The sequence below is a fragment of the Corallococcus exercitus genome, from assembly GCF_042231735.1.
Classification (GTDB): Bacteria; Myxococcota; Myxococcia; order Myxococcales; family Myxococcaceae; genus Corallococcus; species Corallococcus exercitus_B.
Map to the genome: position 1 here is coordinate 6,289,717 of NZ_CP102577.1, position 23,854 is coordinate 6,313,570.

20 protein-coding genes are annotated in these 23,854 nt (G+C 70.4%); 8 read left to right on the forward strand and 12 right to left on the reverse strand.

Annotation, left to right across the window (positions count from 1 at the left end):
• Positions 1–36: 36 nt before the first annotated feature.
• The 8 genes from ileS to NR792_RS24950 form a co-directional block, all read right to left on the reverse strand.
• Positions 37–2,931, reverse strand: a complete 2,895-nt coding sequence (gene ileS, locus NR792_RS24915) for an isoleucine--tRNA ligase (RefSeq protein WP_375755175.1) — start codon at positions 2,929–2,931, stop codon at positions 37–39.
• 53 nt (positions 2,932–2,984) lie between these two features.
• Positions 2,985–3,281: a hypothetical protein gene (locus NR792_RS24920; protein WP_375755176.1), complete on the reverse strand. Its 297-nt coding sequence runs from the start codon at positions 3,279–3,281 to the stop codon at positions 2,985–2,987.
• 29 nt (positions 3,282–3,310) lie between these two features.
• Entirely contained in the window at positions 3,311–4,000 is a 690-nt protein-coding gene (locus NR792_RS24925; RefSeq protein ID WP_375755177.1) for a hypothetical protein, read from the reverse strand.
• Positions 4,001–4,014: 14 nt separating this feature from the next.
• Complete coding sequence (locus NR792_RS24930) at positions 4,015–4,350, reverse strand: hypothetical protein (RefSeq protein WP_375755178.1); 336 nt, start codon at positions 4,348–4,350, stop codon at positions 4,015–4,017.
• Positions 4,351–4,352: 2 nt separating this feature from the next.
• Entirely contained in the window at positions 4,353–5,357 is a 1,005-nt protein-coding gene (locus tag NR792_RS24935; protein ID WP_375755179.1) for a pilus assembly protein, read from the reverse strand.
• The gene (locus NR792_RS24940; RefSeq protein ID WP_375755180.1) at positions 5,357–7,036 is read right to left on the reverse strand and encodes a pilus assembly protein TadG-related protein; all 1,680 of its coding nucleotides are present in this window, start codon (positions 7,034–7,036) and stop codon (positions 5,357–5,359) included. The genes NR792_RS24935 and NR792_RS24940 overlap by 1 nt, the downstream gene beginning before the upstream one ends.
• A 5-nt stretch (positions 7,037–7,041) precedes the next feature.
• Positions 7,042–7,851, reverse strand: a complete 810-nt coding sequence (locus tag NR792_RS24945) for a TadE/TadG family type IV pilus assembly protein (RefSeq protein ID WP_375755181.1) — start codon at positions 7,849–7,851, stop codon at positions 7,042–7,044.
• 169 nt (positions 7,852–8,020) lie between these two features.
• Positions 8,021–9,457, reverse strand: a complete 1,437-nt coding sequence (locus NR792_RS24950) for a sigma 54-interacting transcriptional regulator (RefSeq protein ID WP_375755182.1) — start codon at positions 9,455–9,457, stop codon at positions 8,021–8,023.
• Between the two features lie 77 nt (positions 9,458–9,534).
• Between NR792_RS24950 and NR792_RS24955 the strand changes: the two genes are divergently transcribed.
• Positions 9,535–10,554, forward strand: a complete 1,020-nt coding sequence (locus tag NR792_RS24955) for a RimK family alpha-L-glutamate ligase (protein WP_375755183.1) — start codon at positions 9,535–9,537, stop codon at positions 10,552–10,554.
• A 190-nt stretch (positions 10,555–10,744) separates the two neighbouring features.
• A complete protein-coding gene (locus tag NR792_RS24960; protein WP_375755184.1) occupies positions 10,745–11,416 on the forward strand; it encodes a DsbA family protein in 672 nt (223 codons plus the stop codon).
• A gap of 65 nt (positions 11,417–11,481) precedes the next feature.
• Here NR792_RS24960 and NR792_RS24965 read toward each other — a convergent pair whose 3' ends face one another.
• Positions 11,482–12,465, reverse strand: coding sequence for a hypothetical protein (locus NR792_RS24965; RefSeq protein ID WP_375755185.1), 984 nt, complete (start codon positions 12,463–12,465; stop codon positions 11,482–11,484).
• A 181-nt stretch (positions 12,466–12,646) separates the two neighbouring features.
• Between NR792_RS24965 and NR792_RS24970 the strand changes: the two genes are divergently transcribed.
• The 4 genes from NR792_RS24970 (at position 12,647) to NR792_RS24985 (ending at position 18,076) form a co-directional block, all read left to right on the forward strand.
• Complete coding sequence (locus NR792_RS24970) at positions 12,647–13,585, forward strand: hypothetical protein (protein ID WP_375755186.1); 939 nt, start codon at positions 12,647–12,649, stop codon at positions 13,583–13,585.
• A gap of 218 nt (positions 13,586–13,803) precedes the next feature.
• The gene (locus NR792_RS24975) at positions 13,804–14,652 is read left to right on the forward strand and encodes a carboxypeptidase regulatory-like domain-containing protein (protein WP_375755187.1); all 849 of its coding nucleotides are present in this window, start codon (positions 13,804–13,806) and stop codon (positions 14,650–14,652) included.
• Positions 14,653–14,802: 150 nt separating this feature from the next.
• A complete protein-coding gene (locus tag NR792_RS24980; protein WP_375755188.1) occupies positions 14,803–16,779 on the forward strand; it encodes a sensor histidine kinase in 1,977 nt (658 codons plus the stop codon).
• 112 nt (positions 16,780–16,891) lie between these two features.
• Positions 16,892–18,076 carry a Fic family protein gene (locus NR792_RS24985; protein ID WP_375755189.1) on the forward strand — a complete coding sequence of 395 codons (1,185 nt, stop codon included), beginning with the start codon at positions 16,892–16,894 and terminating at the stop codon, positions 18,074–18,076.
• 18 nt (positions 18,077–18,094) lie between these two features.
• Here NR792_RS24985 and NR792_RS24990 read toward each other — a convergent pair whose 3' ends face one another.
• Together NR792_RS24990 and NR792_RS24995 are read right to left on the reverse strand one after the other, a co-directional pair.
• Positions 18,095–19,141, reverse strand: coding sequence for a TolB family protein (locus NR792_RS24990; RefSeq protein WP_375761689.1), 1,047 nt, complete (start codon positions 19,139–19,141; stop codon positions 18,095–18,097).
• A gap of 76 nt (positions 19,142–19,217) precedes the next feature.
• Positions 19,218–20,834, reverse strand: coding sequence for an N-acetylmuramoyl-L-alanine amidase (locus tag NR792_RS24995; protein ID WP_375755190.1), 1,617 nt, complete (start codon positions 20,832–20,834; stop codon positions 19,218–19,220).
• Between the two features lie 435 nt (positions 20,835–21,269).
• On the opposite strand from NR792_RS24995, the gene NR792_RS25000 reads away from it, so the two are divergent.
• Both NR792_RS25000 and NR792_RS25005 read left to right on the forward strand, forming a co-directional pair.
• Entirely contained in the window at positions 21,270–22,007 is a 738-nt protein-coding gene (locus NR792_RS25000) for a metallophosphoesterase (protein WP_375755191.1), read from the forward strand.
• 114 nt (positions 22,008–22,121) lie between these two features.
• Entirely contained in the window at positions 22,122–22,703 is a 582-nt protein-coding gene (locus NR792_RS25005; protein ID WP_375755192.1) for a DUF2378 family protein, read from the forward strand.
• A gap of 55 nt (positions 22,704–22,758) precedes the next feature.
• Here the strand turns inward: NR792_RS25005 and NR792_RS25010 are convergent, their stop codons facing one another.
• Positions 22,759–23,772 carry a hypothetical protein gene (locus NR792_RS25010; protein WP_375755193.1) on the reverse strand — a complete coding sequence of 338 codons (1,014 nt, stop codon included), beginning with the start codon at positions 23,770–23,772 and terminating at the stop codon, positions 22,759–22,761.
• Between the last annotated feature and the right edge of the window lie 82 nt (positions 23,773–23,854).

The following is a 23,854-nucleotide window of genomic DNA, read 5'->3' on the forward strand; positions in this document are numbered from 1 at the left end:
CCATTGCGAGAGGTGGCGTGGATGCCTCCTGCGGACTCAGCCCAACGCCTCACGGCACTTGAGGCACACGTCCCCGCCCTGCCCCACCGCTTCGGAATACACCCAGCAGCGGGGGCACTTGGTGCCCAGCGCCGGAAGCACCTCCACGGAGAGCGAAGCGCCGTCACCGAAGGTCTGTGAAACGTCCAGCGCCTTCGCGGCCTCTGACGGAGCCTCCGCCAGCTCCACCTGGCTCACGATGAACAGCCCGGGCAGCTCCGCGAGGTGCGCCTCCAGCACCTCCCGCACCGCGCCCGTGGCGCTCAGCACCACGCGCGCCTCCAGCGACGCGCCGATGCGCTTGTCCCGCCGCGCCACCTCCAGCACGCCCTGCACCGCGCCGCGCACCGCGAAGAGCTTCGTGTAGCGCGCCTCCAGCTCCGGCGGCATCGCGGCCATCACCTCCGCGAAGCCCGCCAGGAACACGCTCTTCGCGCGCTCACCGGGCAGGTGCTGCCAGGCCTCCTCCGCCGTGAAGCTCATCACCGGCGCCAGGAGCGGCAGCAGCACCGTGAGCACCTCGTGGAGCACGGTCTGCGCCCCACGCCGCGCGGGCCCGTCCTGCTTCGCCGTGTAGAGCCGGTCCTTCAGGATGTCGAAGTACACGGCCGACAAATCATTGGCGCAGAAGTCCACCACCGTCGCGTAGACGAGGTGGAACTCATAGTCCTCGTAGGCCTGACGCACGCGCGCGGCCACCTGCGCCAGCCGTCCGCGCGCCCACTGGTCCAGGGGCAACAACGCCTCTGGTGCCACCGCGTCCTTCGCCGGGTCGAAGTCGTGCAGGTTGCCCAGCGCGTACCGCAGCGTGTTGCGGATCTTCCGGTAGCCCTCCGACAGCCCCTTGAGGATGCCGTCCGACAGGCGCACGTCGTTGCGATAGTCGCTCGCCGCCACCCACAGCCGCAGCACCTCCGCGCCGTACTGCTGGATGACCTTGTCCGGCGCCACCGTGTTGCCCCGGCTCTTGGACATCTTCTCGCCCTGGCCATCCACCACGAAGCCATGCGTGAGACAGGCCTTGTAGGGCGCCACGTCGCGCGTGCCCACCGACACCAGCAGCGAGGAATGGAACCAGCCCCGGTGCTGGTCGCTCCCCTCCAGGAACAGGTCCGCCGGCACGCGCTGCCGCTTCTCCAGCACCGCGGACGCCATGCACGCCGAGTCGAACCACACATCCAGGATGTCCGTCTCGCGGTGGAACTCGCCCTGGCCGCAGCGCGGGCACGTGAAGCCCTCCCCGAGGAACTCCTTCACCGGCGTGCGGTACCACACGCCCGCGCCCTCCTTCTCCACCGCCGCCGCCACGCGCTCCATCACCTCCGGGGACACCACCGCGTCGTCGCACCCGTCGCAGTACGCGATGGGAATGGGCACGCCCCAGCTGCGCTGCCGGCTGATGCACCAGTCCGGACGGCCCTCCAGCATGCCGCGGATCCGCGACTGTCCCCACGACGGCACCCACCGCACCTTGTCCACCTGCTCCAGCACCACCTGCCGGAACGTCTGCGTGCCGTGGAAGGGCGCATCCATCGGGATGAACCACTGGTAGGTCGCCGCCTGGATGACCGGCTGGTGGCAGCGCCAGCAGTGCGGATAGCTGTGCGTGACGGTGTCTGACTTGTCATTGAGCAGCGCGCCCCGCTGCACCAGCAGGTCCAGCACCACCGGGTTCACGTCGAACACGCGCCGGCCCGCGAGCACCTCGCCCACCGTGTCGTCGTAGCGGCCGTCCGCGCGCACCGGGTTGTAGATGTCCAGGCCGTACTTCAGGCCGACCTCGTAGTCCTCCTGGCCATGCCCCGGCGCCGTGTGCACCAGCCCCGTGCCCGCCTCCAGCGTGACGTGCTCGCCCAGCACCACGCGCCCCTGCCGTTCGTAGAACGGGTGCTGATACGTCACGTGCTCCAGGTCCTCGCCCGTCGCGTACGCGAGGATGCGGGAGGGATCCACCAGCGCCGGTGACGACACCTCTCCCGTGGGGAGCTGCACGTGCTTCACCGCGAGCTCGTCCGACTTCACCTCCGCCAGCACCTTCGCCAGCAGGTCCTTCGCGACACAGAGGACGCGGTCCTCCAGCCGGTAGAAGACGTATTCGAACGTGGGGTTGACGGCGATGGCCAGGTTGGCCGGCAGCGTCCACGGCGTCGTGGTCCAGATGACGAAGGACACGCGCTGCCCCTTCAGCTGCGGCAGCTTGTCCAGCAGCGCCGGTCCCGCGTCGAAGGCCACGTACACGGACGGCGACGTGTGCTCCGCGTACTCCACCTCCGCCTCGGCGAGCGCGGTCTGGTCCTGGAGGCACCACGCCACGGGCTTCTTGCGCCGGTACAGCATGCCCCGGCGCGCGAACGCGGCCAGCTCGCGCACCTCTTGCGCCTCGTAGCTGAAGTCGAGCGTCCGGTAGGGCGCGTCCCACGTCCCGAACACGCCCAGCCGCTGGAACTCCGCGCGCTGGATGTCCACGAACTCCAGCGCGTACTCGCGACAGCGCTCCAGCAGCGCGTCGCGCGACAGCGTGCGCTTGTCCAGCTTCTGTTCCTTGAGGCGCTTCTCCACCGCCTGCTCGATGGGCAGACCGTGGGTGTCCCAGCCGGGGATGAAGTCACACGGGCGCCCGGAGAGGTTCCGGAACTTCACCACGATGTCCTTCAGCACCTTGTTGAGCGCATGCCCGGCATGCAGGTGGCCGTTGGCGTACGGCGGCCCGTCCGCCAGCACGAAGGGCTCACGGCCCGCGTTCTTCGCGAGCAGCTGCTTCCACACGCCCTGCTCCTGCCACCAGGCGAGCAGGCGCGGTTCGAGCTGGCCCAGGTTCCCCTTCATGGGGAACTCCGTGCGCGGCAGGTGGACGGTGGCGTCGAGGTCCTTGCGGGAGGGGGCGTCGCTCATGGCTGGCAGCGCCCGTAACACCCTCCCGCCGGCCCTTCAATCCACGCGCGGACTCACTCGTCGTGGTGGTCGTCGCCGTGTTCGTGCGTGTGCGGCTGGGGCGTGGACTTGCCCTTGCCCTTGGGACACTTCTTGGTGCACTTGGCCTTCGCGGACTGGAAGGCCTTGGTGCACTTCTCATTGCACGACTTGTCCTTCGCGGGGCACTTCCTCACACAGGCCTGGAGCGTGGAGCCGGCGCTGACGGAGCACTTCTCGTCGCACGTCTGCGCAAGCCCCTGGGGCGCCACCAGCACCGCGCCCAGCGCCATCAGTCCCAACCAGCCCCGCACCGCGATTCGCGTCTTCATGTCGGTCTCGTCTTCCCTCTTCCAGGGCGTCATTCGCCCGGGGACAACCCGTCGTCCGGAAGTGCCGCCCGGCGGATGAGGCGCACCGCCACGGGGCCTTCCTTGGTGACGCCCACGTGCAGTTGGAGCTCTTCCCCGGAGGAGCGGAACAGGCGGGGCTGGACTTCCTTGAACCCGCGCCGGCCCAGCTCCTCCCGGTAGAAGGCGTCGACCTCCGCGACCGTCTTGCCCGTGACCGTATAGGTGGTCGTGCGGGTTCCCTCGGTCTCGGCGGTCACCTCCTTCGAACCGCCCGGCATGACCGGGAGCCCGGAAGCCCCTGGACGCCGGAACTGCGAGAAGTACGCCTCCCCCACGATGACGGTGGTCGTCCCATCCGGGTTGGGCTGGAGGATGGCCGTGTAGGAAATGAGCTGGCGCGTGTCGATGGCGGTGATCATCGGCTCACGCATCAACTGCGGCTGCTTGTGGCCTGGGGGCACGAGGAACCCCCAGTCCTCGAAGCGGTTCACCACGTGCTGGAGGATGACCTCCAGCTTCTCCTTGCTGCGCACCGCGCGCAGCTTCACGGGGACCCCGTTGGCGTCCACCGAGCCCGGGATGTCCACCACGCTCACCGTCTTGGGAACGTCCCAGGAGAAGTTGGCCCGCTGCGCCCAGGCCCCTTCCGCGCCGAGCAGCCCCCACACCAGCACCAGGCCTCGCAGGACCCGCTTCATTCCGGAGGCGCCTCTCATTTCCTGGAGCGCGCCGCGCGCACGGACTTGGCCTTCCGGGGCCCCTGACCATCCGGCGGCTTGGGGCAGCTGTCGCTGCAGGCCTTGAACTGTTCCTGGAACTTCGCCGTGCAGCGCGAGGCGCAGTTGCGAAAGCTGTCCATCTTCTTCGAACTGACGTCCCCCGGGGCGGGGCAGGCGCTCATGCAGTTCTGCAGCCCTTCCTGGTCCTTGCTGCTGCAGCGCATCTCACAGGACTCGTGGTCCGCGCGGGCCGCGGTCATGGCGAGGAGGACCCCCAGACCCAATGCCCGCGCCCAATGGCTCGCGTTGTTCCAATGCCAGGAGCGCATGCTCAGTCGCAATCCTTTCCCAGGAAACAGCCACCGTTCAGGGTCCGGTCCGCGTAGCCAAGCCCATACCCCGGAGAGGTGTAGCCCGCGATCGACCCCGGGCTGGTCGGCCAGGTCATGGAGATGGGGTCCATCAACGGCGGAGGAATCTGGATGAAGTGGGTCTCCTCACCCGCGGCGCTCATCCAGAAGGTCGCTTCCATGTCCTTCAGCGCCAGGGGCGGCAACGGGTTCCAGAAGAGCGCCTCCATCACGAGCCTGGAGGCGTGGCGCGGGATGAGGATGGCCGTGGGCTCGTAGACGGCGTGGGCCGCCAGGTAGAAGGGCACGTTCGTGCAGGGGAAGGGCTTGTCCTGGAAGAGGAGGCAGGTCGCGGATTCGACCTCGTTGGACAGCCCCCAGTCATCCACCAGCATGGAGAAGCGGCTGTTGCACTGGCCACCGACCGCGCGTCCCACCGCGCACACCTGGAGGTTGCTCTCCACGTCCGCCAGGTGCTGCTCTTTGTACAGGCCCCCTTCCGTCCCCTTGTCGAGGAAGGTCCGGGGGATGTTCCAGGCGCTCAGGGAGGCCTGGGCGTTACAGGCGGTCCCGCCCTCGTCCCGGTACACCAGCTGGGTGACCAGGGCGCCCGCCCAGTCCACGGCCCCGTTCTGTTCACAGCTCACCCGCATCCCCGTCCCCCGGGTGAAGACCTGGGTGATGCCGTTGCCGTGGTCGACGCGGGACAGGCCGTTGAAGTCCGCGTAGCGGCCCTGGGCGTTCTGGGCGGCATCCCGCATGGAGTCATGGGCCTCGCCATAGGTCGCCGGGATGTTGTGCATCTGCCCGTGCGTGCCGTCCCACAGCGCGGAGATGGCGGCCTCCTGCACCTTGAGGGACAGGAAGCCCACCTCGGCGAAGTGGATGCCGAAGATGAGCACCGTGATGAAGAGCGTCACCCCGATGGCGGCTTCGACGATGGACTGGCCTCGGGACGAGCGCGGCCCGCGAGCGATGGCATTCATCACTGGAACCCCTTGAAGCCGACGTCCCGGAGCGCTTCCACGGTCTGGGCGGAGACCGGGGAGCTGGCCCCCAGGCTGTTGATGGCGTCCTGCAGGCCCGTCTTGTCCGTGTCCACGGGCACCAGCGTGGCCCGCCAATAGGGGTTGAGCAGGTTGGGCGGCTCGCTCCAGTGGGAGAAGGAGAGGCTGCGTCCCCGGTGGTAGTAGGCGATGCCGGTGGACAGCGCGGTCTGCACGCCCAGCGGCGTGCCGTCCGCCATCGTGACGGAGCGGTTGTCGAACCGGCCCGCGTTCGGGTTGGGATTGGCCGCCTCGAAGCGGAAGCGGAAGGCGAGGTTCCAGGGGTCCTGCTGGCCGGCGGGCATCGCCGTGCGGTCGCGCTGGAGGATGGCGAAGTTCTTGGGCTGCCCGTAGTTGTTGTCGTCGCCGTTCGGGAACATCTCCAGCTGGTTGTAGTCCAGGAACGGCGGCCAGACGCCCATGCAGCTGGAGACACCTCCCAGACAGGGAGGCGTCAGGAAGTGGTTCATGAAGGGGTTGGGATCCGCGCCCAGCGACCAGATGTGCATGGGCATCGGGAACATCCCGCTGCTGTAGGCCACCTGGGCCATGACCGGGACGGTGCCTCCCGCCACCGGGGGGCACAGGACCGGGTCTCCGCCGTGCGCCACGTGGTTGTACGCATACGTGAGGACCCCTTCGTCCTGCGCGGTCACCGCGGGCGAGTAGGGCGGCAGCATCGGGTACTGGTAGCCGGGCTTGCCGAAGAAGCCGGCCCCCTGCGCGACCGTCACCTGCACACTGTCCGGCGGGAAGATGACGTAGAGCAGGTTCGCGTTGTGGGCGGCGTAGTCGCCCTGATCCACCCGCCGGGAGGTCACGAAGTGGAAGCCGCGGCTGCCCATGGCGGCATCCACCAGGTGGGCCACCGTCGCGGGCAGCGGATAGCACACGGCCCCATCGCCCACGCAGGACGTGTTGTTGGACAGCTCGTGCTTGGACGTGTTGCCCGCCGGCGGCACGCGCCACCCCGCGTCGCGCGGGTTCTGCCGGCCCACGATGTCCCCGAGGATCTTGCTGGCGAAGCGCTGGTCGTGGACCGTGTTCTCCAGGTCCTCGTACTCCTCCAGGGCCGACGCATAGAGCGCGCCCGCGGCGATATGGTGCATGCGCATCTGCCAGCCCACCATGGGGTCTGTCGCCTGGAAGACCGCCTCCAGGCGCGCATCCTCCAACTGCAGGCGGCCCATCAGCATGCCCAGGTCCGCCACGCCCAGGTTGCCGCACTGGCACCTGCGGAAGCAGACGCCGTTGTTCCACGCGCAGGGACACCCCGACGCGATGGAGGCCTGGTACGCGGGGAGCCAGGAGGCGAACCCCGCGTTGGCCGTGCGGATCTCCGCCCGGTAGAGGCTGGCCCAGCTCAGGAGGCTGGCGGCACCCGCTTCCGCCACCATGTGGGCAATCTCCGTGCGGTTGATGACGGCGATGTTGTTGAACGTGCGCGCCGTGGCCACCGCGTTGGAGTAGGCGGTCGCGTCCGCGACCGTCTGCAATTCGATGCGCTCACGGATCTTCATGGAGAAGGACAGCGTGAGGCCCACCATGAGGACCAGCAGCAGCATGCTGAGGACGAACAGCACCAGGGTCTGACCGCGCTGGGGGGAGGAGCGCTTCATGGCTTTCACCGGGGACAGGTCATGGTGGCGAAGTGGCGCGACTTCACGGGCGTCATCATCCGCATGGTGAACGTGGTGATGATGGGGAAGACGTACTGCCGGGCGTTCACGCGGTCCGCCAGCTCCGCGCCCAGCTCGCCGTCCAGGTCGTGCACCGCCGTCACGTCACTGCCGTTCCAGTTGGCGTCGCGCTCCGCGAGCAGCAGCGGGTTCGCGGCGCCCGTGTAGGAGCGCAAGCGGAAGTGCGCCAGGAACATGCGCGACATCACCCAGTTGGCGAATGGGATGCGCAGCGGGTACCAGAACACCAGCTGCACCTCCAGCCGCCGCAGGTGCCCCGGCCGGTCGAAGTCCCTGTCCTGGGGACTGTCGATGCCGCCGCCCACGATGTCCCGCAGAATCCAGACGATGCTGCGGTTGTGGGCGCCGTCCAGGCCCGGACCCGGGCTGCCGGAGCCCGCGTAGCGGTTGTTCATCCGCGCCGCGAACGCGTTCGCCAGCATCCGGGGCGCGTCCGAACCGGCGGCGCGGCCCAGCGGGCCGTTGAGCGACCCCGTCCCCGTCCCCAGGAAGGAATGGAAGGTCGGAATCAGCGCCAGGATGGCCGCGTGGGTCATCCGCTCGCAGTCCCCGTGCGCCACGCTGCCCGCGCGCGTCGCCCGGAAGGCCGCGTAGTGCGTCATCACCCGCGCCTGCATCATCAGGGAGAGCTGCAGCGCACCCAGAACCAGGAACACGACCAGTGGCAGCGACAGCGCGGCCTCCACCAGGGCCTGGCCGGACTCGCCTGCTTCACGGGGGGATCGTGCGCTCATACGGAAGCTCATCCTGCGGGACCGGGGAGTCTCGCAGTATCCGTCAAGTGACCGCCGACACACCGCGTCGGGGTCCAAAGGGGGACCTGGATTGTCGCAGAGGTCGGTCCTCCTTGGAAACTTCCCGGGGAAGACACACCCTCCGTGAAAACCATGCGACGGCGATGTTTCAGCGCGGCTTCAGGCCCTTGGCGTCGAGCTGATACTTCTTCACCAGCCGCTCGATGGACTTGCGGTGCAGGCCGCTCTCCCGGGCGGCGCGGGACAGGTTGCCCTCGCAGCGGGTGAGGACGCTGGTGACGTACTCGCGCTCGAAGTTCTCCAAGAGCTGCTCCTTGGCGTCCTTGAAGGCCAGGTGCTCGTTGAAGGGCAGCGGCCCCTCGCGGGCCTGGCCCCGGACGCGCGGGGGCAGGTGGGAGGGCAATATCTCCTCGCCCTCGTCGGAGAAGGTCAGCACGTGGGAGAGGACGTTCATCAGCTCGCGCACGTTGCCGGGCCACGCGTAGGCCATGAGCAGCCCCAGGGCCTCCGCGGAGAAGCGCTTGCGGCCGTGCGTCTCCACCACCTCCGGCTCCGCCAGCGCCCGCTTGAGGATGAGCGGGATGTCGTCCCGGCGCTGGCGCAGGGGCGGCAGCTGGATGTGGATGACGGACAGGCGGAAGTAGAGGTCCTCGCGGAAGTTGCCCGCGGCGATCTCCTTCACCAGGTCGCGGTGGGTCGCGGCGATGACGCGGCAGTCCACCTCGATGACGTCGTTGCCGCCCACCCGGCGCACCTCGCGGTTCTCCAGGACGCGCAAGAGCTTCGGCTGCAGGTCCAGGCGCAGCTCGCCCAGCTCGTCCAGGAAGATGGTGCCCCCTTGCGCGCGCTCGAAGGCGCCAGGGCGGCTGGAGGTCGCGCCGGTGAAGGCGCCCTTCTCATGGCCGAACAGCTCGCTCTCGATGAGGTTGGGCGGGATGGCGCCGCAGTCCAGCACCACCATGGGGCCCTTCTTGCGGCCGGACAGCTCGTGGATGGCGCTGGAGACCAGCTCCTTCCCCGTGCCCGTCTCCCCCTGGATGATGACGGACACGTCCATGGGCGCGATGCGCTTGATGAGCCCGAACACCTGCCGCATCTTCACGCTCTGGCCCACCATGCCGCACAGCTCGCCCTCGCGGTCGGGCTCCACCGCCACCTCTTCGTCCAGGGGGGCGAAGGTGATGACGGAGGAGCCGGCGCGGATCTGCGAGCCGGGGGACAGGTAGGCCCGCTCAATGCGCCGGCCGTCCAGGAAGGTGCCGTTGGTGGAGTTCAGGTCCACCAGGAGGTAGCCGCGCTCGGTGTACTGCACCTCGAAGTGGTGGCGGCTGGCGGTGCGGTCCTCCACCAGCACCAGGTCGTTGCCCGGGTGGGCGCCGCAGCGAAGCCGCTCCTTGTCGCTGGCCATGGAGCGCCCGGTGTCCGGCCCCGACGTCACCAGGAGCCGGCACTTGTGCAGCTTCACGGTGGCGCGCGGATCCACCACCTGCGTCTCCCCCAGCAGGGAGGACTGGGAGGACAGTTCGAGTCCGACGTCTCCTGGGTTGGTGTGGATGTCGTCGGGATGGGGGTTGGGGGCGGTCATCAGTGAACGCGAGGATAGCAAAGGGTTCCCCACTGCCGTGCCTCCTCGCCCGTGCGTGCTAGTGTCCCGCGCCCCGCATGCCCCCCCGAAAAGCCCAGCCGAAGAAGGCGCCGGTCCCGCCTGGCGCACAGGCACCCGAGCGCGGTGACGCGCCGCGACCCAAGCGGCCCCGCGCGAAGAAGACCGTGGCCATCCTGTCCCGCAAGCGCTCGCTGTACTCGACCCGCCGGCTGGTGGAGGCCATCAAGGCCCGGGGCCACCGCCCGCTCGTCTTCGACACGCTGCGCTGCTGCCTGTTGCTGGCCCGCGGCAAGCCGCGCATGACCTACCGCGGCGCGGAGGTGAAGGGCGTGGACGTGGTGATTCCGCGCATCGGCGCGTCCATCACCGCGTACGGCCTGGCGGTGGTGAACCACTTCGAGATGATGGACGTGCCGGTGCTCAACCCGCCCACGGCCATCGCGCGCAGCCGCGACAAGCTGCGCGCGCTCCAGTTCCTCGCCCGCGCGGGCCTGGACATGCCCCGGACGGTGATGGCGCATGACCGCGGCAACGTGCGCAAGCTGGTGCAGGAGGTGGGCGGCCTGCCCGTCATCATCAAGCTGATCAAGGGCACCCAGGGCGTGGGCGTGATGATTGCCCACACGCTGCCGGAGGTGCAGACCATCCTCGACACCTTCTGGGACCTGGGCCAGGAGATCGTCCTCCAGGAGTTCGTCGCGGAGAGCGAGGGCCGCGACGTGCGCGCGCTGGTGGTGGGCGACACCGTGGTGGGCGCCATGCGCCGCAAGGCGAAGAAGGGCGAGTTCCGCTCCAACATCCACCGCGGCGGCGAGGGCCGCGCCATCACCCTGCCCCCCGCCTACGTGGAGGCCGCGGTGAAGGCGGCGCGCATCATCGGCCTGGAGGTCGCGGGCGTGGACATGCTGGAGGGCCGCGAGGGCCCGCGCCTGATGGAGATCAACTCCAGCCCCGGCTTCGAGGGCCTGGAGGGCGCCACCGGTCAGGACATCGCGGGCAACATCGTGGAGCACGCGTTGGTGTATGCGGGGACCCGGGGCAGCGTGTTGATGGCCCGGGCGGGCCGCGCGTCCTGAGCCGTGGTGTGACAGCAGGCACGCAAGCAGTGTCCCTGTGCCTGCCCGCCTGCTTCATGGCGTGCGTGCGGGGCTTCACGGTGCGCACGGTGCCTTGGATGCTCCTCAGGAATACGGGAATGCATCCTGGCGCGGATTGTCCGGGGGTGTTGGCAGCGACGGGGATGCGCCTCTAATCTGGCGACCCCCGATGAAAACGCTGCACAAGCCGCTGCAGATCACCGTCTACCAGGATGTGCTTTGCGCCTGGTGCTACCTCGCCGACCAACGGTTGGAGGTGCTTCGCCAGGAGTTTGGCGACGCCGTCCGCTGGAGCGTGCGTCCCTACTCCCTGCGTCTGCACGACGTGCTGCCCACGGAGCGCGAAGTGCGCGGGCTGGTGGAGGAGGTGAAGCGCGCGCAGCGCGAACCCGACCCCACCGCCTCGCTGCTCTCCACGGACCTGTGGCTGGGCGGTGATCCGCCGCGCTCCAGCGTTCCGGCGCTGGCGGCGCTGGAGGCGGCGCGGTTGCAGGGGCCGCAGGCGCGGGCCTTCCTCGCCCGGGCCATGCAGCGCGCGGCGCTGGAGCAGGGCGTGAACGTGTCGCGCTCGGACGTGGTGTTCGAGCTGGCGTCGCGCGTGGGCCTGTCCATGAACCAGTTCTCCGCGGCCTTCCGTTCGGAGGAGACGCGCCGGCTCATCTACGACGAGCACCGGCTGGCCGGCAGCCGCGGCGTGCGCGGCGTGCCCACGCTGGTGATTGGCGGCCGGTGGATGCTGTGCGGCCTGCGCGAGCTGTCCGAGTACCGCGAGCACATCCTCGCGTGCCTGGGCAAGGTCGCCGCGCCCCGCTCGGGTTCCTCCGAGCGGCTGGTGCACTGAGGCCGGTGCTCCTCCGCGCGCCTTCGCATCCTTCGCGAAGGCGCGCTGTCCCTTCCCGTGAGGCCTCAGCCCGGGAAGGACTCCGCGCCAGCGTCGCGTGGAGCGCGCAGCGTCAGGTACATCCCCGCGACGAGCAGCTGGGCCAGCGCCATGCCGGGGATGAAGCCCACGCAGCACGCGAGGACCCCCGCCACCATGACGGCTCCCGCCGCGAGCCCCACGCCCAGCATGCCCAGCCGCTGGCCCCGCGCGGCCTCCCAGCTGCGGCGCAGCACCTCCACGGGCGAGGGCGGCACGTCGTCGTAGGTGAGCTCCGGCTGGACCAGGTACAGCGGCAGCAGCAGGTACGTGAGCGGCCCCACCAGCACCAGGAACCCCAGCCCCAGCACGCCCATGCCGCGCATCAGCCCTTCGGTCATCTCCTCCGTGGACACGCCCTTTTCGAAGCTGGGGAGCACGCCCGTCCCGACGGCCCCGACGACGACCAGCGCGACCACGATGATGACCGGCAGCAGGACGGCGAAGACGAGGAGCATCGTCAGCGCGTAGGGCACCGCCTTGTGCATCTGGCTGAAGAGGCGCGCCAGGTCCACGCGGCTGCCCTGCAGCACGTCGAAGCAGACGCGCAGGAGGCCCAGCTGCACCAGGCCCTGCACCAGCTGCTGCGCGACCAGCCCCACCAGGCTCAGCACCACGGTCACGACGGCGTTGTCCACCGCCACGCCGATGCCCGTGGCCACGTTGATGAGGAACTGCGCGCCGAACGCCGCGCCCAGGTAGATCAACACCGCGATCGACAGCATGCCCCACTCGCGCTGGAACGCCGCCCAGCACACGTCCCACAGCGCGCTGAAGGTCCACGTCTCCCGGTCCAGCGGGAAGGTGGCGCCGGAGCGCTCCCGGCACGAGGGACAGCGCGGCGACGTGCCGTTCAGGCTGCACGCGTCGCAGGTGAAGTTGCCGCAGCGTTCGCAGGTGCCCGAGGCCTCCCGCTGCGGGTGCAGCGCGCAGGAAGCCCCCATCGCGCGCCCGAAATCCACATCCGACATCCGCATGCCTCCCGGCGCGGCCCCCCAGAGGCCGCGACCCGGGTGTCATATCAGGTGGGCCCCTCCCCTTCCCGGCGGGCAGGCATCCCGGATGAATTAACAGCGCGTCCGGCCGTCGGTGGGGGCAGAGGTTGCGGAGCGGGACGCTTTGGGGGTCCACTTCCGCGCCAGGAGACCCGTCATGAACCGCTTGCTCGCCCTGGTCGTCCCCCTGGCCCTGCTGATGGGGACCGGCTGTGTCGTCGAGGCCCACTCGCATCGCCCCGTCCGTCGCGTGGCCTACGTCGCCCCCGTGGCGGAGTACCGGTTCGCCGGCGCGCACCCCGTCCCCGACGACTACGGCGGCGGCTGGTGCCCGGAGGACTACGCCCACGTCCACGACTACCAGCCGCCCCAGGCGTCCTACGTCTACACCGACAACGTCTACTACTACCGGGGCCCGACGGTGGTCTGGTACTGGGACTACCACCCCATCGCCAGCGGCGGTTACTGCAACCTCCACGGGCGCCACCAGCACGACTACTACCCGCGCGGCTCGTGGGGCGCGGGCTACTCCTACGACCGCGGCAGCCGCGGCTACCGCTGGAACAACACCCACGGGGCTTCCGCGGGGTACGGCCGCAACAACGCCGCCCCCTCGCGCCCCGCTCCGGCCCCCGTCCACCAGGGCCGCAACCCGCCCCCGGGTGGCAACGGCACCGGTGCCCGGCCTCCCAGCAGCTCCGGCGGTTGGGGCCGCAGCAACGCCGCCCCCGCCGCGAACAGCTCGCGTGACAACGACCGCGACGACAACAAGGGCGGCGGCTGGAACACCCCGGCCAGCAAGAGCCGCGACAACGACAACGACAACGACCGTGGCAACGGCGGCGGCTGGGGCAACAGCAACAGCGGGAGCAGCAACAGCGGCAGGAGCAACAGCGGCAGCAGCAACAGCGGCAGCAGCAGTGGAAGCAGCAGCGGTGGCGGCTGGAGCAGCCCCGGTGGCGGCAGCCGGAGCAGCAGCGGCAGCAGCGGGAGCAGCAGCGGCAGTGGCCGGAGCAGCGGCAGCAGCAGCGGCGGTGGCGGATGGAACACGGGCAAGAGCTCCGGCTCCTCCAGCAAGGGCGGGACGCGCTGGTAGGCGCTCCGCTTCCTCCTCCCTGGCGTGACTCGCGGCACCGGGCGCGGCCTTCCGTCCTCAGCGGAAGGCAGGCTCCCGGTGCCGACGTGTTTTCAACACCCGGAGGGCCCGGTGTCTGGTGCGTCCGGCCTCCTGGCGCGCCGGGGCGTCTTGAAGGGGACGGACGGTGCCGGGGGACGGATTGCGGTCGCCCCGGGCCGTGAAGATGTTGCGGCGCGATGAAACACTACATTCGGGCGGCGGGTGGTGCCGTGCTCGGGCTGTTGGCGATGGCCTGTGGCGACGGCGGCTTCACACCGGACCCCGGCGTGCGGACCGAGGACGCCGAGGCGGTGGATCTGGAAAACCTTCGCATCCTCGTGAGCGGCGAGGCACGCGTGTTCCCGGAGGCCGCGGGTGTGGCCGCCGCCCCCGCGTCGCTCACCGGAATGGCGCTCACCGTGGAGGAGCCCCTGCGCGTGGCCGTCAACGACTCGGCCGCCACCTTCGCCACCGGCGAGGTGTCCGAGGACGGCTCCTTCCGCATCACCGAGGTGCCCGTGCGTGACGTGCACCAGGGGCTCGCCGTGGGCCTTTCGCACGACGGCCTCGTGCGCAGCACCACGCTCGTCTACGACACCGCCTTCACCGGCACCCGTCCGCGCACGGACATCATCGACGCGCACGCCTGGGCCCTGCCCACCGCGTTCGTGGATCAGCTGGGCGCCGCCGTGGGTGCGCCGCGCCTCCAGGGCCACACCGGGGACCCGGCGGCCACCCTGGCCTCCGCGGGCTTCGTGCTGGGGCGCGTGGTGGACCTCAACGGCCAGCCCGTGAGCGGCGTGCGCGTGGCGCTGGACCGCGCGGAGCTGGCGGACCGCGTCTACTACCCGTCCGAGGACCTCGCGTCCGTGAACACCACGGGCACCGCGGGCCACGGGCTGTTCCTCTTCGTGCACTCCGGCGCCGGAGTGTCGTCCTTCGAGCTGTCCGTGGAGGGCACCACCCCCTACGTGCCACGCAACGTCGACGTGGGCCCTGGCCTGGGCGTGGTCCTCACCGTGTACCCGGGCCGTTACGCGCCCTGACCAAACCCTCGACAGGTCGGACATCCCTGCCTAGAACGGACAGGCGTCCAACCCCGGCGTCTCATTGCCGGGGTGCCCCAGAAGACGTGATGTTGTGGCAGGATGCAGGGCTGGCGTTCCGGGGGGACGCGGATGATGAGCGGCCGATCCATGCCACGAAGCACGGCGTTGGTCCGTGCCCTTGCGCGCAGCTCCGCGGTGGCCTCCTGCATGGTGGGGCTGCTGGTGCTGGTGGGCTGGGCGCTGGACGTCATGGTCCTCAAGTCCATGGGCGCCGCGCTTCCGGCCATGCGTCCCAGCGCCGCGCTCGGGTTGCTGCTGGGCGGGGCCGCGCTGGGGCTGCGGCTGCCGGCCACGCCCCGCCCCACCCGCCACCGGCTGGGCACCGCGCTCGCGCTGGCCACCGCCCTGCTGGGCGCGGCGAGCCTCGTGGACGGCGTCATCACGGGGGGGAACGGCGGCCTGGACGCGCTGTTCCTGCGCGTCTTCGGTGAGGAGGGCTTCGCGTCGTCCGGCGTCGCGCCGTCGCCCCTGACGGCGCTGTGCCTGATGCTCCTGGGGCCGGCGCTGGCGCTGGTGGACCGGGGCCACCCGGAGCGGCTGTCGTGGTCGGACGCGCTGGTGGTGCTCGCGCTGATGGCGGCGCTGACGGGCCTCAACGGCTTCCTGCTGGGCCCGCTGGTGACGCCCGCCGCCGCTCCGTTCTTCCAGGAGCGCAGCATGGGGCTGCACACCACCTGCGTGCTGATGCTGCTGGGCGTGGGCACGCTGTGCGCCCGGCCGGAGCTGGGGCTGATGGCGCGGCTCACGCGGGACACGCTGGGCGGCTTCGTGGCGCGGCGGCTGGTGCCGGTGACGCTGCTGGGGCCGCCGGTGCTGGGGCTGACGCTGGTGCTGATGCACCTGACGGGTGGGCTCAGCCACGACGCGAAGCTGCCCCTCTTCGCCACGGTGGTGGCCGCGGGCGGCGTCACGCTGGTGCTGCTGGCGGCGCGGGCGCTGGACGTGCTCGACAGGGAGCGCATGCGGGCCACCGCCGCGCTGGAGGCCTCCGAGGAGCGCTTCCGCACCTTCCTGGACACCGCCCCGGACCCCATGGTGGTGGTGGACGCCACCGGCCGCGTGCGGTTCGCCAACGCGGAGGCCGAGCGCGTCTTCGGCTACCGCCGGGAGGCCCTGCTGGGCCGCGAGGTGGAGCTGCTCGTGCCAGAGGGGCTCCACGGCCCGCCCGCCCCCGGCGAAGGCCTGGAGCGCGCCTCCGCCGGGCGGCTGGTGTCCGGCCAGCGTCAGGACGGCACCCCCGTGCCGCTGGAGGTGCGGCTGAGCCCGCTGGAGGGCGAGGACGACGCCACGCGCATCGCCATCCTGCGCGACGTCACCGAGCGCCGGGACCTGGAGAAGCTGCGCGAGGAGTACGTGGGGCTCATCTCCCACGACCTGCGCAACCCGCTGAACACCATCAACCTGCGCGCCCACCTGCTCCAGCGCGCGCTGCACGAGCGGAAGCTGGAGCGCGAGGGCCACATGGCCCAGGCCATCATCCACAACGTGGAGTGGATGAGCACGATGATCGAGGAGCTGCTGGAGGGCTCGCGGCTGGAGTCCGGCCGGGTGACGCTGCGCCGCGAGGCGCACGACCTGGGCCGCTTCCTGGAGGAGGTGCTGGAGCGCGACGTGCCCCCCGACGCGCGCGAGCGCTTCCGGCTGCACCTGGCGGCGGCCCTGCCCCCGGTGCCCATGGACGCCGCGCGCCTGGAGCGCGTGGTGACCAACCTCCTGACCAACGCGCTCAAGTACAGCCCCAAGGGGACGCCGGTGGACGTGCGCCTGGCCGCGGTGCACGACCACGCCGTGGTGTCGGTGACCAACCAGGGCACGGGGCTGTCCCCCCGGGACGCGGCGCGCCTGTTCGACAAGTACTACCGCACGGAGGACGGCCGCTCGCAGGACGGCAAGGGGCTGGGCCTGGGGCTCTACATCAGCCGGCTCATCGTGGAGGCCCACGCCGGCCACATCTGGGTGGAGAGCGAGCCGGACCGGGGCGTCACCTTCTTCTTCAGCGTGCCCCTGCAAGCCCCCCCTTCCGCCCCGCCGGAGTCCGAACCGCTGCGGCAGCGCGCCAGCTAGGTCTTTGGAATCACTACGGAAATGAGGCTTTTAAAGCCTGCTTTCCTTAGGCTGGACTCTATTTAAGCCAGAGCCATTTGACTTAAATAAGCGTCATCCGAATGCTGCTCGGATGACTGACGCCGCATCCACGCCTTCGAGGCTGGGCAGGTTCGTGGAGACCACCGCCGCGGGGGAGCGCGTGCGGTCATTCGTCCCGCCGCCCCTGCCGCCAGCCCCGCCCATCGATGTTCTGGGCCTGCTGGAGCATCTCAGCCGGGCCGAGCGGGCGCTGGGCCGTCTTGATGGAATCACGGTGCTCCTGCCGAGCCAGGAGCTGTTCCTTTACATGTACGTGCGCAAGGAGGCGGTGCTCTCCTCGCAGATCGAGGGGACGCAATCGACGCTCTCCGACCTGCTCCGCTTCGAGCTCGGGGCCCAGGAGGGGCAGCCCATCGATGACGTCCGCGAAGTCTCCAACTACGTCGACGCGATGATGTACGGGCTCGAGCGGCTCAAGGAACTGCCACTCTCACTCCGGCTGATCCGCGAGATGCATGCGCGGCTGCTGCAGAGCGGACGCGGAGGCACGATGGATCCAGGTGAGTTCCGTCGCTCGCAGAACTGGATTGGAGGGACGCGGCCCGGCAATGCGCTGTACGTGCCGCCGCCGGTGACGGAGCTCGACGGCTGTCTCAGTGCCCTCGAGAGCTTCATGCACGAGGAGCAGTCCCGGCTGCCGGCCCTCGTCAAGGCGGGGCTCCTGCACGTGCAGTTCGAGAGCATCCATCCCTTCCTCGACGGCAATGGCCGCATCGGACGCCTCCTCGTGACGCTCTATCTGTGCGTCCACGGCGTGCTCCGCAAGCCGTTGCTGTACTTGAGCCTCTACCTGAAGACGCACCGGGCTGATTACTACCGGCTGATCCAGGAGGTCCGCGAGCGGGGCGCGTGGGAGGCCTGGCTCGAGTTCTTCCTCGAGGGCGTCGAGAAGACGGCGAACCAGGCGTTTGAAGCGGCGACAAGGATCGCCGAGCGCTTCAAGCATGACCGCGAGCTCATCAACACCCAAAGCGAGCGCACCAGCTCAGCACTCCGCGTGCACGAACTCCTGCAGGCTCAGCCGTACCTGACCTCGAACCAGCTCGTCGCTCGGACCGGACTGACCGCCCCCACGGTGAACGCGGCGCTCGCGGACCTGGAGCGTCTGGGCATCGTGGAGGAGGTCACCGGACGCAAGCGAGGCCGCGTCTTCGCGTATCGCGGCTACCTGGCCATCTTGAACGAGGGGACGACTCCGTTGCAGGGGACAGCGTAAGGATGTCCGGGCAGGGAGCTAGCGCGGCGTGAACCAGCGCGGCAGCCAGTCCGCGCCCTTCGCCGTGGTGAGCCGCGTCTGGCCCGTGCCGTCCGGGCGCATGAGGTACAGGTCGGTGTCGCCGTCGCGCTCGGAGACGAACACCAGCGCCTTGCCGTCCGGGCTCCACGCCGGCATGTCGTCGCGGTGCTGGCCGTCCGTCAGCGCCACCGGCGCGCCGCCCGCCACGTCCACCACCCAGATGCGGCTCTTGCCGTCCTCGAGCCGGGCCACGTACGCCATGCGCTTGCCGTCCGGGCTGAAGGCCGCCTCGCGCTCGTCGCCCGCGAAGCCCTCGCCGGACAGGGCCCGCAGGTCCCCGCCGTCCGCGCGCACCAGGTACACGCGCTCCTTGCGCTCGCGGTTGCTCACGAACGCGAGCCACTTCCCATCCGGGCTCCACTGCGGCGCCCGGTCCTCCAGGTAGAACGTGGTGATGCGGCGGGGCTCGCCCGTGCCGTCCGCGCGGAAGACGTAGACCTCCGGGTCCCCCTCACCGCTGCACACGCACGCCACCTCCGTGCCGTCCGGGGAGACGGCGGGCTCGAAGCAGCCCGCCTTCACCTGCGTCAGCTGCGTGTCCGCCGCGTTCGCCTCGGGCCGCACGCGCACCACGTCGCTGAAGCCCTGCGCGTCGGACTCCGCGACGAGCCACGTGCCGTCCGGCGCCCAGCTCGCGTTGCGCGCGCGGGGCCGGGGCGGATGCAGCGCCACCGAGGGCCCCCCTCCGAGCGGCTGGACACGCAGCTGCTGGAAGACGCGCCCGCTCGCCTCGCCCGACGCAATCACCAGCAGCGACCGGCCGTCGGGCGACGGCGGGCCGGGGTACTCGTCCTCCGGCGCGGAGGTGACCTGCGTCTCTTCTCCGGCGGGCGTCACCCGCCAGACGTCCTTCTGTCCCGCCCGCTCGGAGAGGAAGACGATGGTGCCCGGCAGGGCCCGCCGCTCCGCCTCCGACAGGGCGCCGGGCGCCGGGACCGCGGCAGCGCCGCCGCAGCGGCCCTGACAGCCCATGGCGCCCAGCAGGGCGAGCACGGCCCACCCCCACCGTGCCCGCGAGGGCCCGGAACGTTTCCGCTGTTCAAGGCCCTGGTGCATCACGTCAGCGCACCCGGACGGCGTCCGCCATGACCACCGAACCCGGGGTCGTCCAGCGGCTCAGCTGCACCTTGTTCCAGCCGGCGCTGAAGCTGTACGTGCCCAGCTGCACCCACTTGCCGCCGTTGATCTGCTGGTTCATGGACACGCGGCCCACCTCGGAGCCCGCCGCGTTGTAGGCGATGAACGGCGCCGTGGTGGAGCGGTTCGTGCCCGCCACCCACCACGCGTCCACCGTGCGCGTCTGCGCGGTGGGCAGGTAGAACCAGAACGTGGCCGGCGCGGAGACCGCCTCCGTGGACGCGAAGTAGTAGCCGCTGCCGTAGTAGCCGGCGCTCGAGCCCGCCGTCCACGCGCCCGTCAGCTCGAAGCGCGCCTTGGCCGCGTCGTTGTTGGCGCTGTTGCTGTCGATGATGATCTCACCGGTCGGCGTCGTGCCGCCGCAGTAGCTGTTGATCTTGCTGATGTACGTGGACCACGGCCAGTTGGGCCCCGGGTCCGTGCGCGTCGCCGGCTGCAACCGGCCGTGCGCCACGATGTGGTAGCTGTCCTTGACGATGGCGTTGTCGCGCGCGATGTCGCACGACAGCTTCGCGGACGCGTCAATCTGCCCGGCCGGGAAGGACGTCTGGCTGGCGTAGCCCCCGTGCTCGATGCCGATGGTGAAGTGGTTGGCCGACACGCCGTTGAGCCAGCACTCCCTGCTGCCGTTGAGCCCGCAGTCGTAGGTGGCGCCAATGTGCCACCCGCGGCTGGCCTCACGCACCAGTTGGGAGACCTCGCTGCCGCTCTCGTTCACCACGTAGTGCGCGCTCACGCCCGAGGCGCTGTTGGTGAGCCAGCTCCAGCAGGACGAGTAGCTGCCCTCGCAGGTGTGGATGATGATCATCGACGGGTCGCCCGTGCTGCCGGTGGGGCGCGCGTTGTAGTTGGGCGACGGGCGCCACACGGCCGCGCCGTAGTCCGGGCCCGCCGCCATGGCGCGCACCTGGGGACGCGCGAACTTCGCCTCCACCCGCACGGGCTCCAGCGACGCGGCCACCGAGCCGTCCTGGTTGAGCGCCACCGCGCCCTGGTTGATGACAGCGTACACTTCGCGGTGCACGTACTCCGCCTGCGCCTCCGGGTTCGTGATGCCGCTCAGCTGGGCCACCACCTGCGCCCACGCGCCCAGGTCCCCGCGCTCCACCTTCGCGTCCGTGGCCAGCTGGGACAGCCGCGCCGCGCCCGCGCGCAGGTTGGACAGCGCGTCCGTGCGCGCCGCCTCCACCGTCACGCCCGCCAGCGCCGCGCCCTGCTCCAGGTCCTCACCGCGCAGCGCCATCAGGCCGGACGCGGGCTGCTGGCCGGGGAACTCCGCCTCGCCCAGCACCATCTGCCAGCGCGTCTCCGCGTAGGAGACCGCCTTGAGCAGCTCCACCGGGACGTTGAACTCCTGCGCGGCCTGCGCGAACAGCGGATCCAGCTCACGCGGCAGCGTGCTGCCGGCCGTGTCCGTCGACGGCTGCGACGGCGTCTCGGCGGGGGGCGCTTCCGAGGGCTGCTGCTGCGCCTGGGGGCCGCACGCGGACAGCACCAGGGCGGCGGCGGCCGCCGCGAGGGGATTGCGGAAGATGGACATGAGGGGACTCCAAAAAGTCGGGGGAGGAACTCCACGGCCCGTCCCCGCTTGCCTACGGAGACGGCTGGACCCGCCTTCTCAGCACCATGCGTGCCAGCCCCCTCCAGCCCATCACCTTCGTCCAGTTTTCTTCCGCGACCGGTGCATGCATGCTCCACTCGCACGAAGCGCGCGGTGGTCCTTGCGACCTCAAGCACCTGAAATCACGGAATTACCTACATCCCAGGACCCGCAGTTTACACGCGGAGTCCGGCATGGTGCATGGATGCCGCACTGCCGTGTTTCAGGACATCCGTGATGTAACGGATTGTTACACGATTTCTTGTATTAATCACTATTTGAACCCTTGGCGGACCCTGGGGGAAGGCCGTCCGGGCAGCGGGCACGCTGGAAGGGCCGACACAGGGGCGGGCCATCCGCTATGACGCCAGCACCATGCGGCTCTTCGGTATTGGCGACACGCACCTGCCCTCCACCCGGCAGAAGGACATGCACCGCTTCGGCTGGACGGACCACCCGCTGCCCCTGCAGCGCGCGTGGGACGAACGGGTGCGGCCGGAGGACGCGGTCATCGTCGCGGGCGACATCTCCTGGGCCACCCGCCCCCACGAGGTGATGGAGGACCTGGCGTGGCTGGACGCGCGGCCGGGGCGCAAGGTGCTGGTGCGCGGCAACCACGACTACTGGTGGGGCGACTCCGCGTCCAAGCTGCGCAAGCTGCTGGAGCCCTTCCGCACGCTGGAGGGCTTCCTGCACAACAACGCGGTGGTGCTGGGGCCGTGGGTCATCGCCGGCACGCGGCTGTGGACGGCGCCGGAAGCGCCGCCCATGCCCGGCGGGGAGATGGGCGACGAGCAGGGGGACTCGGGCTACGTGGAGCGCGAGACGCGCCGGCTGGCCACGTCCCTGGAGGACGCGCGCAAGAAGGAGGCGGCGCACCCCACGCCGCTGACCCGCATCGTGGCGGTGCACTTCCCGCCCGTGTACGCGAACGAGCGGGCCACCGCCTTCAGCGACCCCATTGAAGCGTTCGCGCCCAAGGTCTGCGTGTACGGCCACCTGCACTCGAGCGGCATCCCCGCGGGCTTCACCGGAGAACGGGCGGGCGTGCGCTACGTGCTCGCGTCGTGCGACGCGGCCGGCTTCGCGCCGGTGCTGCTGGACGAGCGCTGACGTCACGCCCGCCATCAGGGCAGGCGTGACGCGGAGTGAAGCGCTTTGTCGACAGGGGGAAGGGGACCGTTAAGCTGCCCTCGGGTTCGCCCCTGAACCAAGGAGTTGGAAGTCATGCCGTCGGACAAGGCCGAACTCGCCGCCCGGATCGCCAGCCTCCAGCCGGGGGACTCCATCCGCGGCCTCATCTTCAAGTCCGTCTTCGGCCTGGTGCAGCAGCACGCGGGCGCGAACGGCATGGAGACGCTGCGCAAGGGGGAGCTGGACCACGACTACGCGGAGCTGCGCTCGTACCCGGCCCGGGAGTTCCTCACGCTGCTGTTCGGCGCGGCGGACCTGCTGGAGGGCGCGCTCGGCCCGGCGGACGCGGTGTTCCACGCTTGCGGCGAGGTGAGCATCACCCGCTACTCCACGGGGCCGGGGATGCTGGTGTTCGGCATCATCTCCCGGGGGGACCCGCAGAAGCTCTTCGCGGGCGCGCAGATGGCGTACAGCGCGGCGGTGTCCTACGGCAACCGCGAGTACCTCACGACGGGCCCCAAGTCCGGCACGCTGCGCATGCGCCGGGACATGATGCCGCCCGCGTACCACGTGGGCATCCTCACCGGCTCGCTCAAGGTGCTGGGGCTGACGGGCAAGGCCACCGCGAAGCCGCAGGGCATCGACCGCGTGGACTACGACATCGAGTGGGCCTGAAGCGGGACGCGGGGCCGCGCGTCACCCAGGCATCAGGCCACGGTGCGTCCGTGCTTCAGTCGACGCGGGTGTAGGTCACGTCCAGCTGCGCCACCACGCGCTCGCCCACGGACGCCCAGCAGGCGAAGGTGTGGTCCGCGCCGCGCACGCGGGTGCGGCGCGCGCCGAACACCACCGTCTGGCCCGCGTAGGCCAGGCTGTCCGCGGACAGCTTCACGTCCCTGGCCACGAAGCGGGCCTCGGCGTTGCGCTCCAGGTCGCGGCCCAGCGTGGTGGCCATGCGCGTCATGCCGCCCGCCACGACGGCCACCGGCATCACCGGGTGCATGGCGAAGTGGCCCTTGCACAGCTCCGGGGTGACGACCAGCGACGAGCGCAGGCTGTCCCCGTCCGTCTGGAAGTCCTTCAGCTCCAGCGGCTTGCTGTACGGGTTCTGCCGCAGCTTCGCCCACTCCTCCGGGGTGCGCTGCACGGTGTCCGCGGGGCGCGGCTCGCGGCGCATCTCCTGGCGCGCCTCGCCGAACAGGCGGGTGAAGGCGGCGGCGGACAGCACGTTGTAGTCCACCTCCAGCCGGAACAGCGGCGTGCCGTCCGACGAGGACAAGAGCGTGCGCGCCGTGCAGGTGCGCTTGCCGGTGTACTCCGCCTGCGCCAGCGCCCAGAGCATGTCCGTGGCGCGCTCCTGCGCGGAGGGCTTGAGCCACTGACCGCGCGCCGCGCTGGCCAGGTAGAAGTGCTGCCCGTCCTTGGGCGCCACCAGCGCCGCGCCGCACGAGCCCAGGATGGCCAGGTGCCGGCCCGCCTCGCCCAGGCCCAGCGGCATCGCCTCCGCGTCCGGCGCCATCTGCACCGGCACGCGCGCCACCACCTCACCCGGCAGCACCGTCACGTCCTTCAGCGCGAAGTACGGGTCCCGCACGCAGATGCGCGGGTACAGCTCCTGTGCGCTCAGCACCGTGTACGGCGCCGCCTCCGACAGCGGCATCCGGGGCTCGGCCATCCACGGCATGACCGACTTCACCGGGGAGACCGGGGACGACACGGGGGCGGGGGCGATGGCCTGGAGCATGGAAGGTCTGACCTCGTTTCGGACGCCGGGTGCCGGGGGACACCTGGCCGCAGGGTAACCGAGTTTTATTGCGCTGGGACAG

What these genes read in the sequence shown, in the direction of transcription:
- NR792_RS24925 (WP_375755177.1), bottom strand. Translation starts at nt 4,000, where the DNA reads ATGAAGCGGGTCCTGCGAGGCCTGGTGCTGGTGTGGGGGCTGCTCGGC.
- NR792_RS24975 (WP_375755187.1), top strand. Translation starts at nt 13,804, where the DNA reads ATGAAACACTACATTCGGGCGGCGGGTGGTGCCGTGCTCGGGCTGTTG.
- NR792_RS25000 (WP_375755191.1), top strand. Translation starts at nt 21,270, where the DNA reads ATGCGGCTCTTCGGTATTGGCGACACGCACCTGCCCTCCACCCGGCAG.
- NR792_RS25005 (WP_375755192.1), top strand. Translation starts at nt 22,122, where the DNA reads ATGCCGTCGGACAAGGCCGAACTCGCCGCCCGGATCGCCAGCCTCCAG.
- NR792_RS24985 (WP_375755189.1), top strand. Translation starts at nt 16,892, where the DNA reads ATGACTGACGCCGCATCCACGCCTTCGAGGCTGGGCAGGTTCGTGGAG.
- ileS (WP_375755175.1), bottom strand. Translation starts at nt 2,931, where the DNA reads ATGAGCGACGCCCCCTCCCGCAAGGACCTCGACGCCACCGTCCACCTG.
- NR792_RS24920 (WP_375755176.1), bottom strand. Translation starts at nt 3,281, where the DNA reads ATGAAGACGCGAATCGCGGTGCGGGGCTGGTTGGGACTGATGGCGCTG.
- NR792_RS24980 (WP_375755188.1), top strand. Translation starts at nt 14,803, where the DNA reads ATGCCACGAAGCACGGCGTTGGTCCGTGCCCTTGCGCGCAGCTCCGCG.
- NR792_RS24950 (WP_375755182.1), bottom strand. Translation starts at nt 9,457, where the DNA reads ATGACCGCCCCCAACCCCCATCCCGACGACATCCACACCAACCCAGGA.
- NR792_RS24945 (WP_375755181.1), bottom strand. Translation starts at nt 7,851, where the DNA reads ATGAGCGCACGATCCCCCCGTGAAGCAGGCGAGTCCGGCCAGGCCCTG.
- NR792_RS24995 (WP_375755190.1), bottom strand. Translation starts at nt 20,834, where the DNA reads ATGTCCATCTTCCGCAATCCCCTCGCGGCGGCCGCCGCCGCCCTGGTG.
- NR792_RS24965 (WP_375755185.1), bottom strand. Translation starts at nt 12,465, where the DNA reads ATGTCGGATGTGGATTTCGGGCGCGCGATGGGGGCTTCCTGCGCGCTG.
- NR792_RS24930 (WP_375755178.1), bottom strand. Translation starts at nt 4,350, where the DNA reads ATGCGCTCCTGGCATTGGAACAACGCGAGCCATTGGGCGCGGGCATTG.
- NR792_RS24970 (WP_375755186.1), top strand. Translation starts at nt 12,647, where the DNA reads ATGAACCGCTTGCTCGCCCTGGTCGTCCCCCTGGCCCTGCTGATGGGG.
- NR792_RS24935 (WP_375755179.1), bottom strand. Translation starts at nt 5,357, where the DNA reads ATGAATGCCATCGCTCGCGGGCCGCGCTCGTCCCGAGGCCAGTCCATC.
- NR792_RS24960 (WP_375755184.1), top strand. Translation starts at nt 10,745, where the DNA reads ATGAAAACGCTGCACAAGCCGCTGCAGATCACCGTCTACCAGGATGTG.
- NR792_RS24940 (WP_375755180.1), bottom strand. Translation starts at nt 7,036, where the DNA reads ATGAAGCGCTCCTCCCCCCAGCGCGGTCAGACCCTGGTGCTGTTCGTC.
- NR792_RS25010 (WP_375755193.1), bottom strand. Translation starts at nt 23,772, where the DNA reads ATGCTCCAGGCCATCGCCCCCGCCCCCGTGTCGTCCCCGGTCTCCCCG.
- NR792_RS24955 (WP_375755183.1), top strand. Translation starts at nt 9,535, where the DNA reads ATGCCCCCCCGAAAAGCCCAGCCGAAGAAGGCGCCGGTCCCGCCTGGC.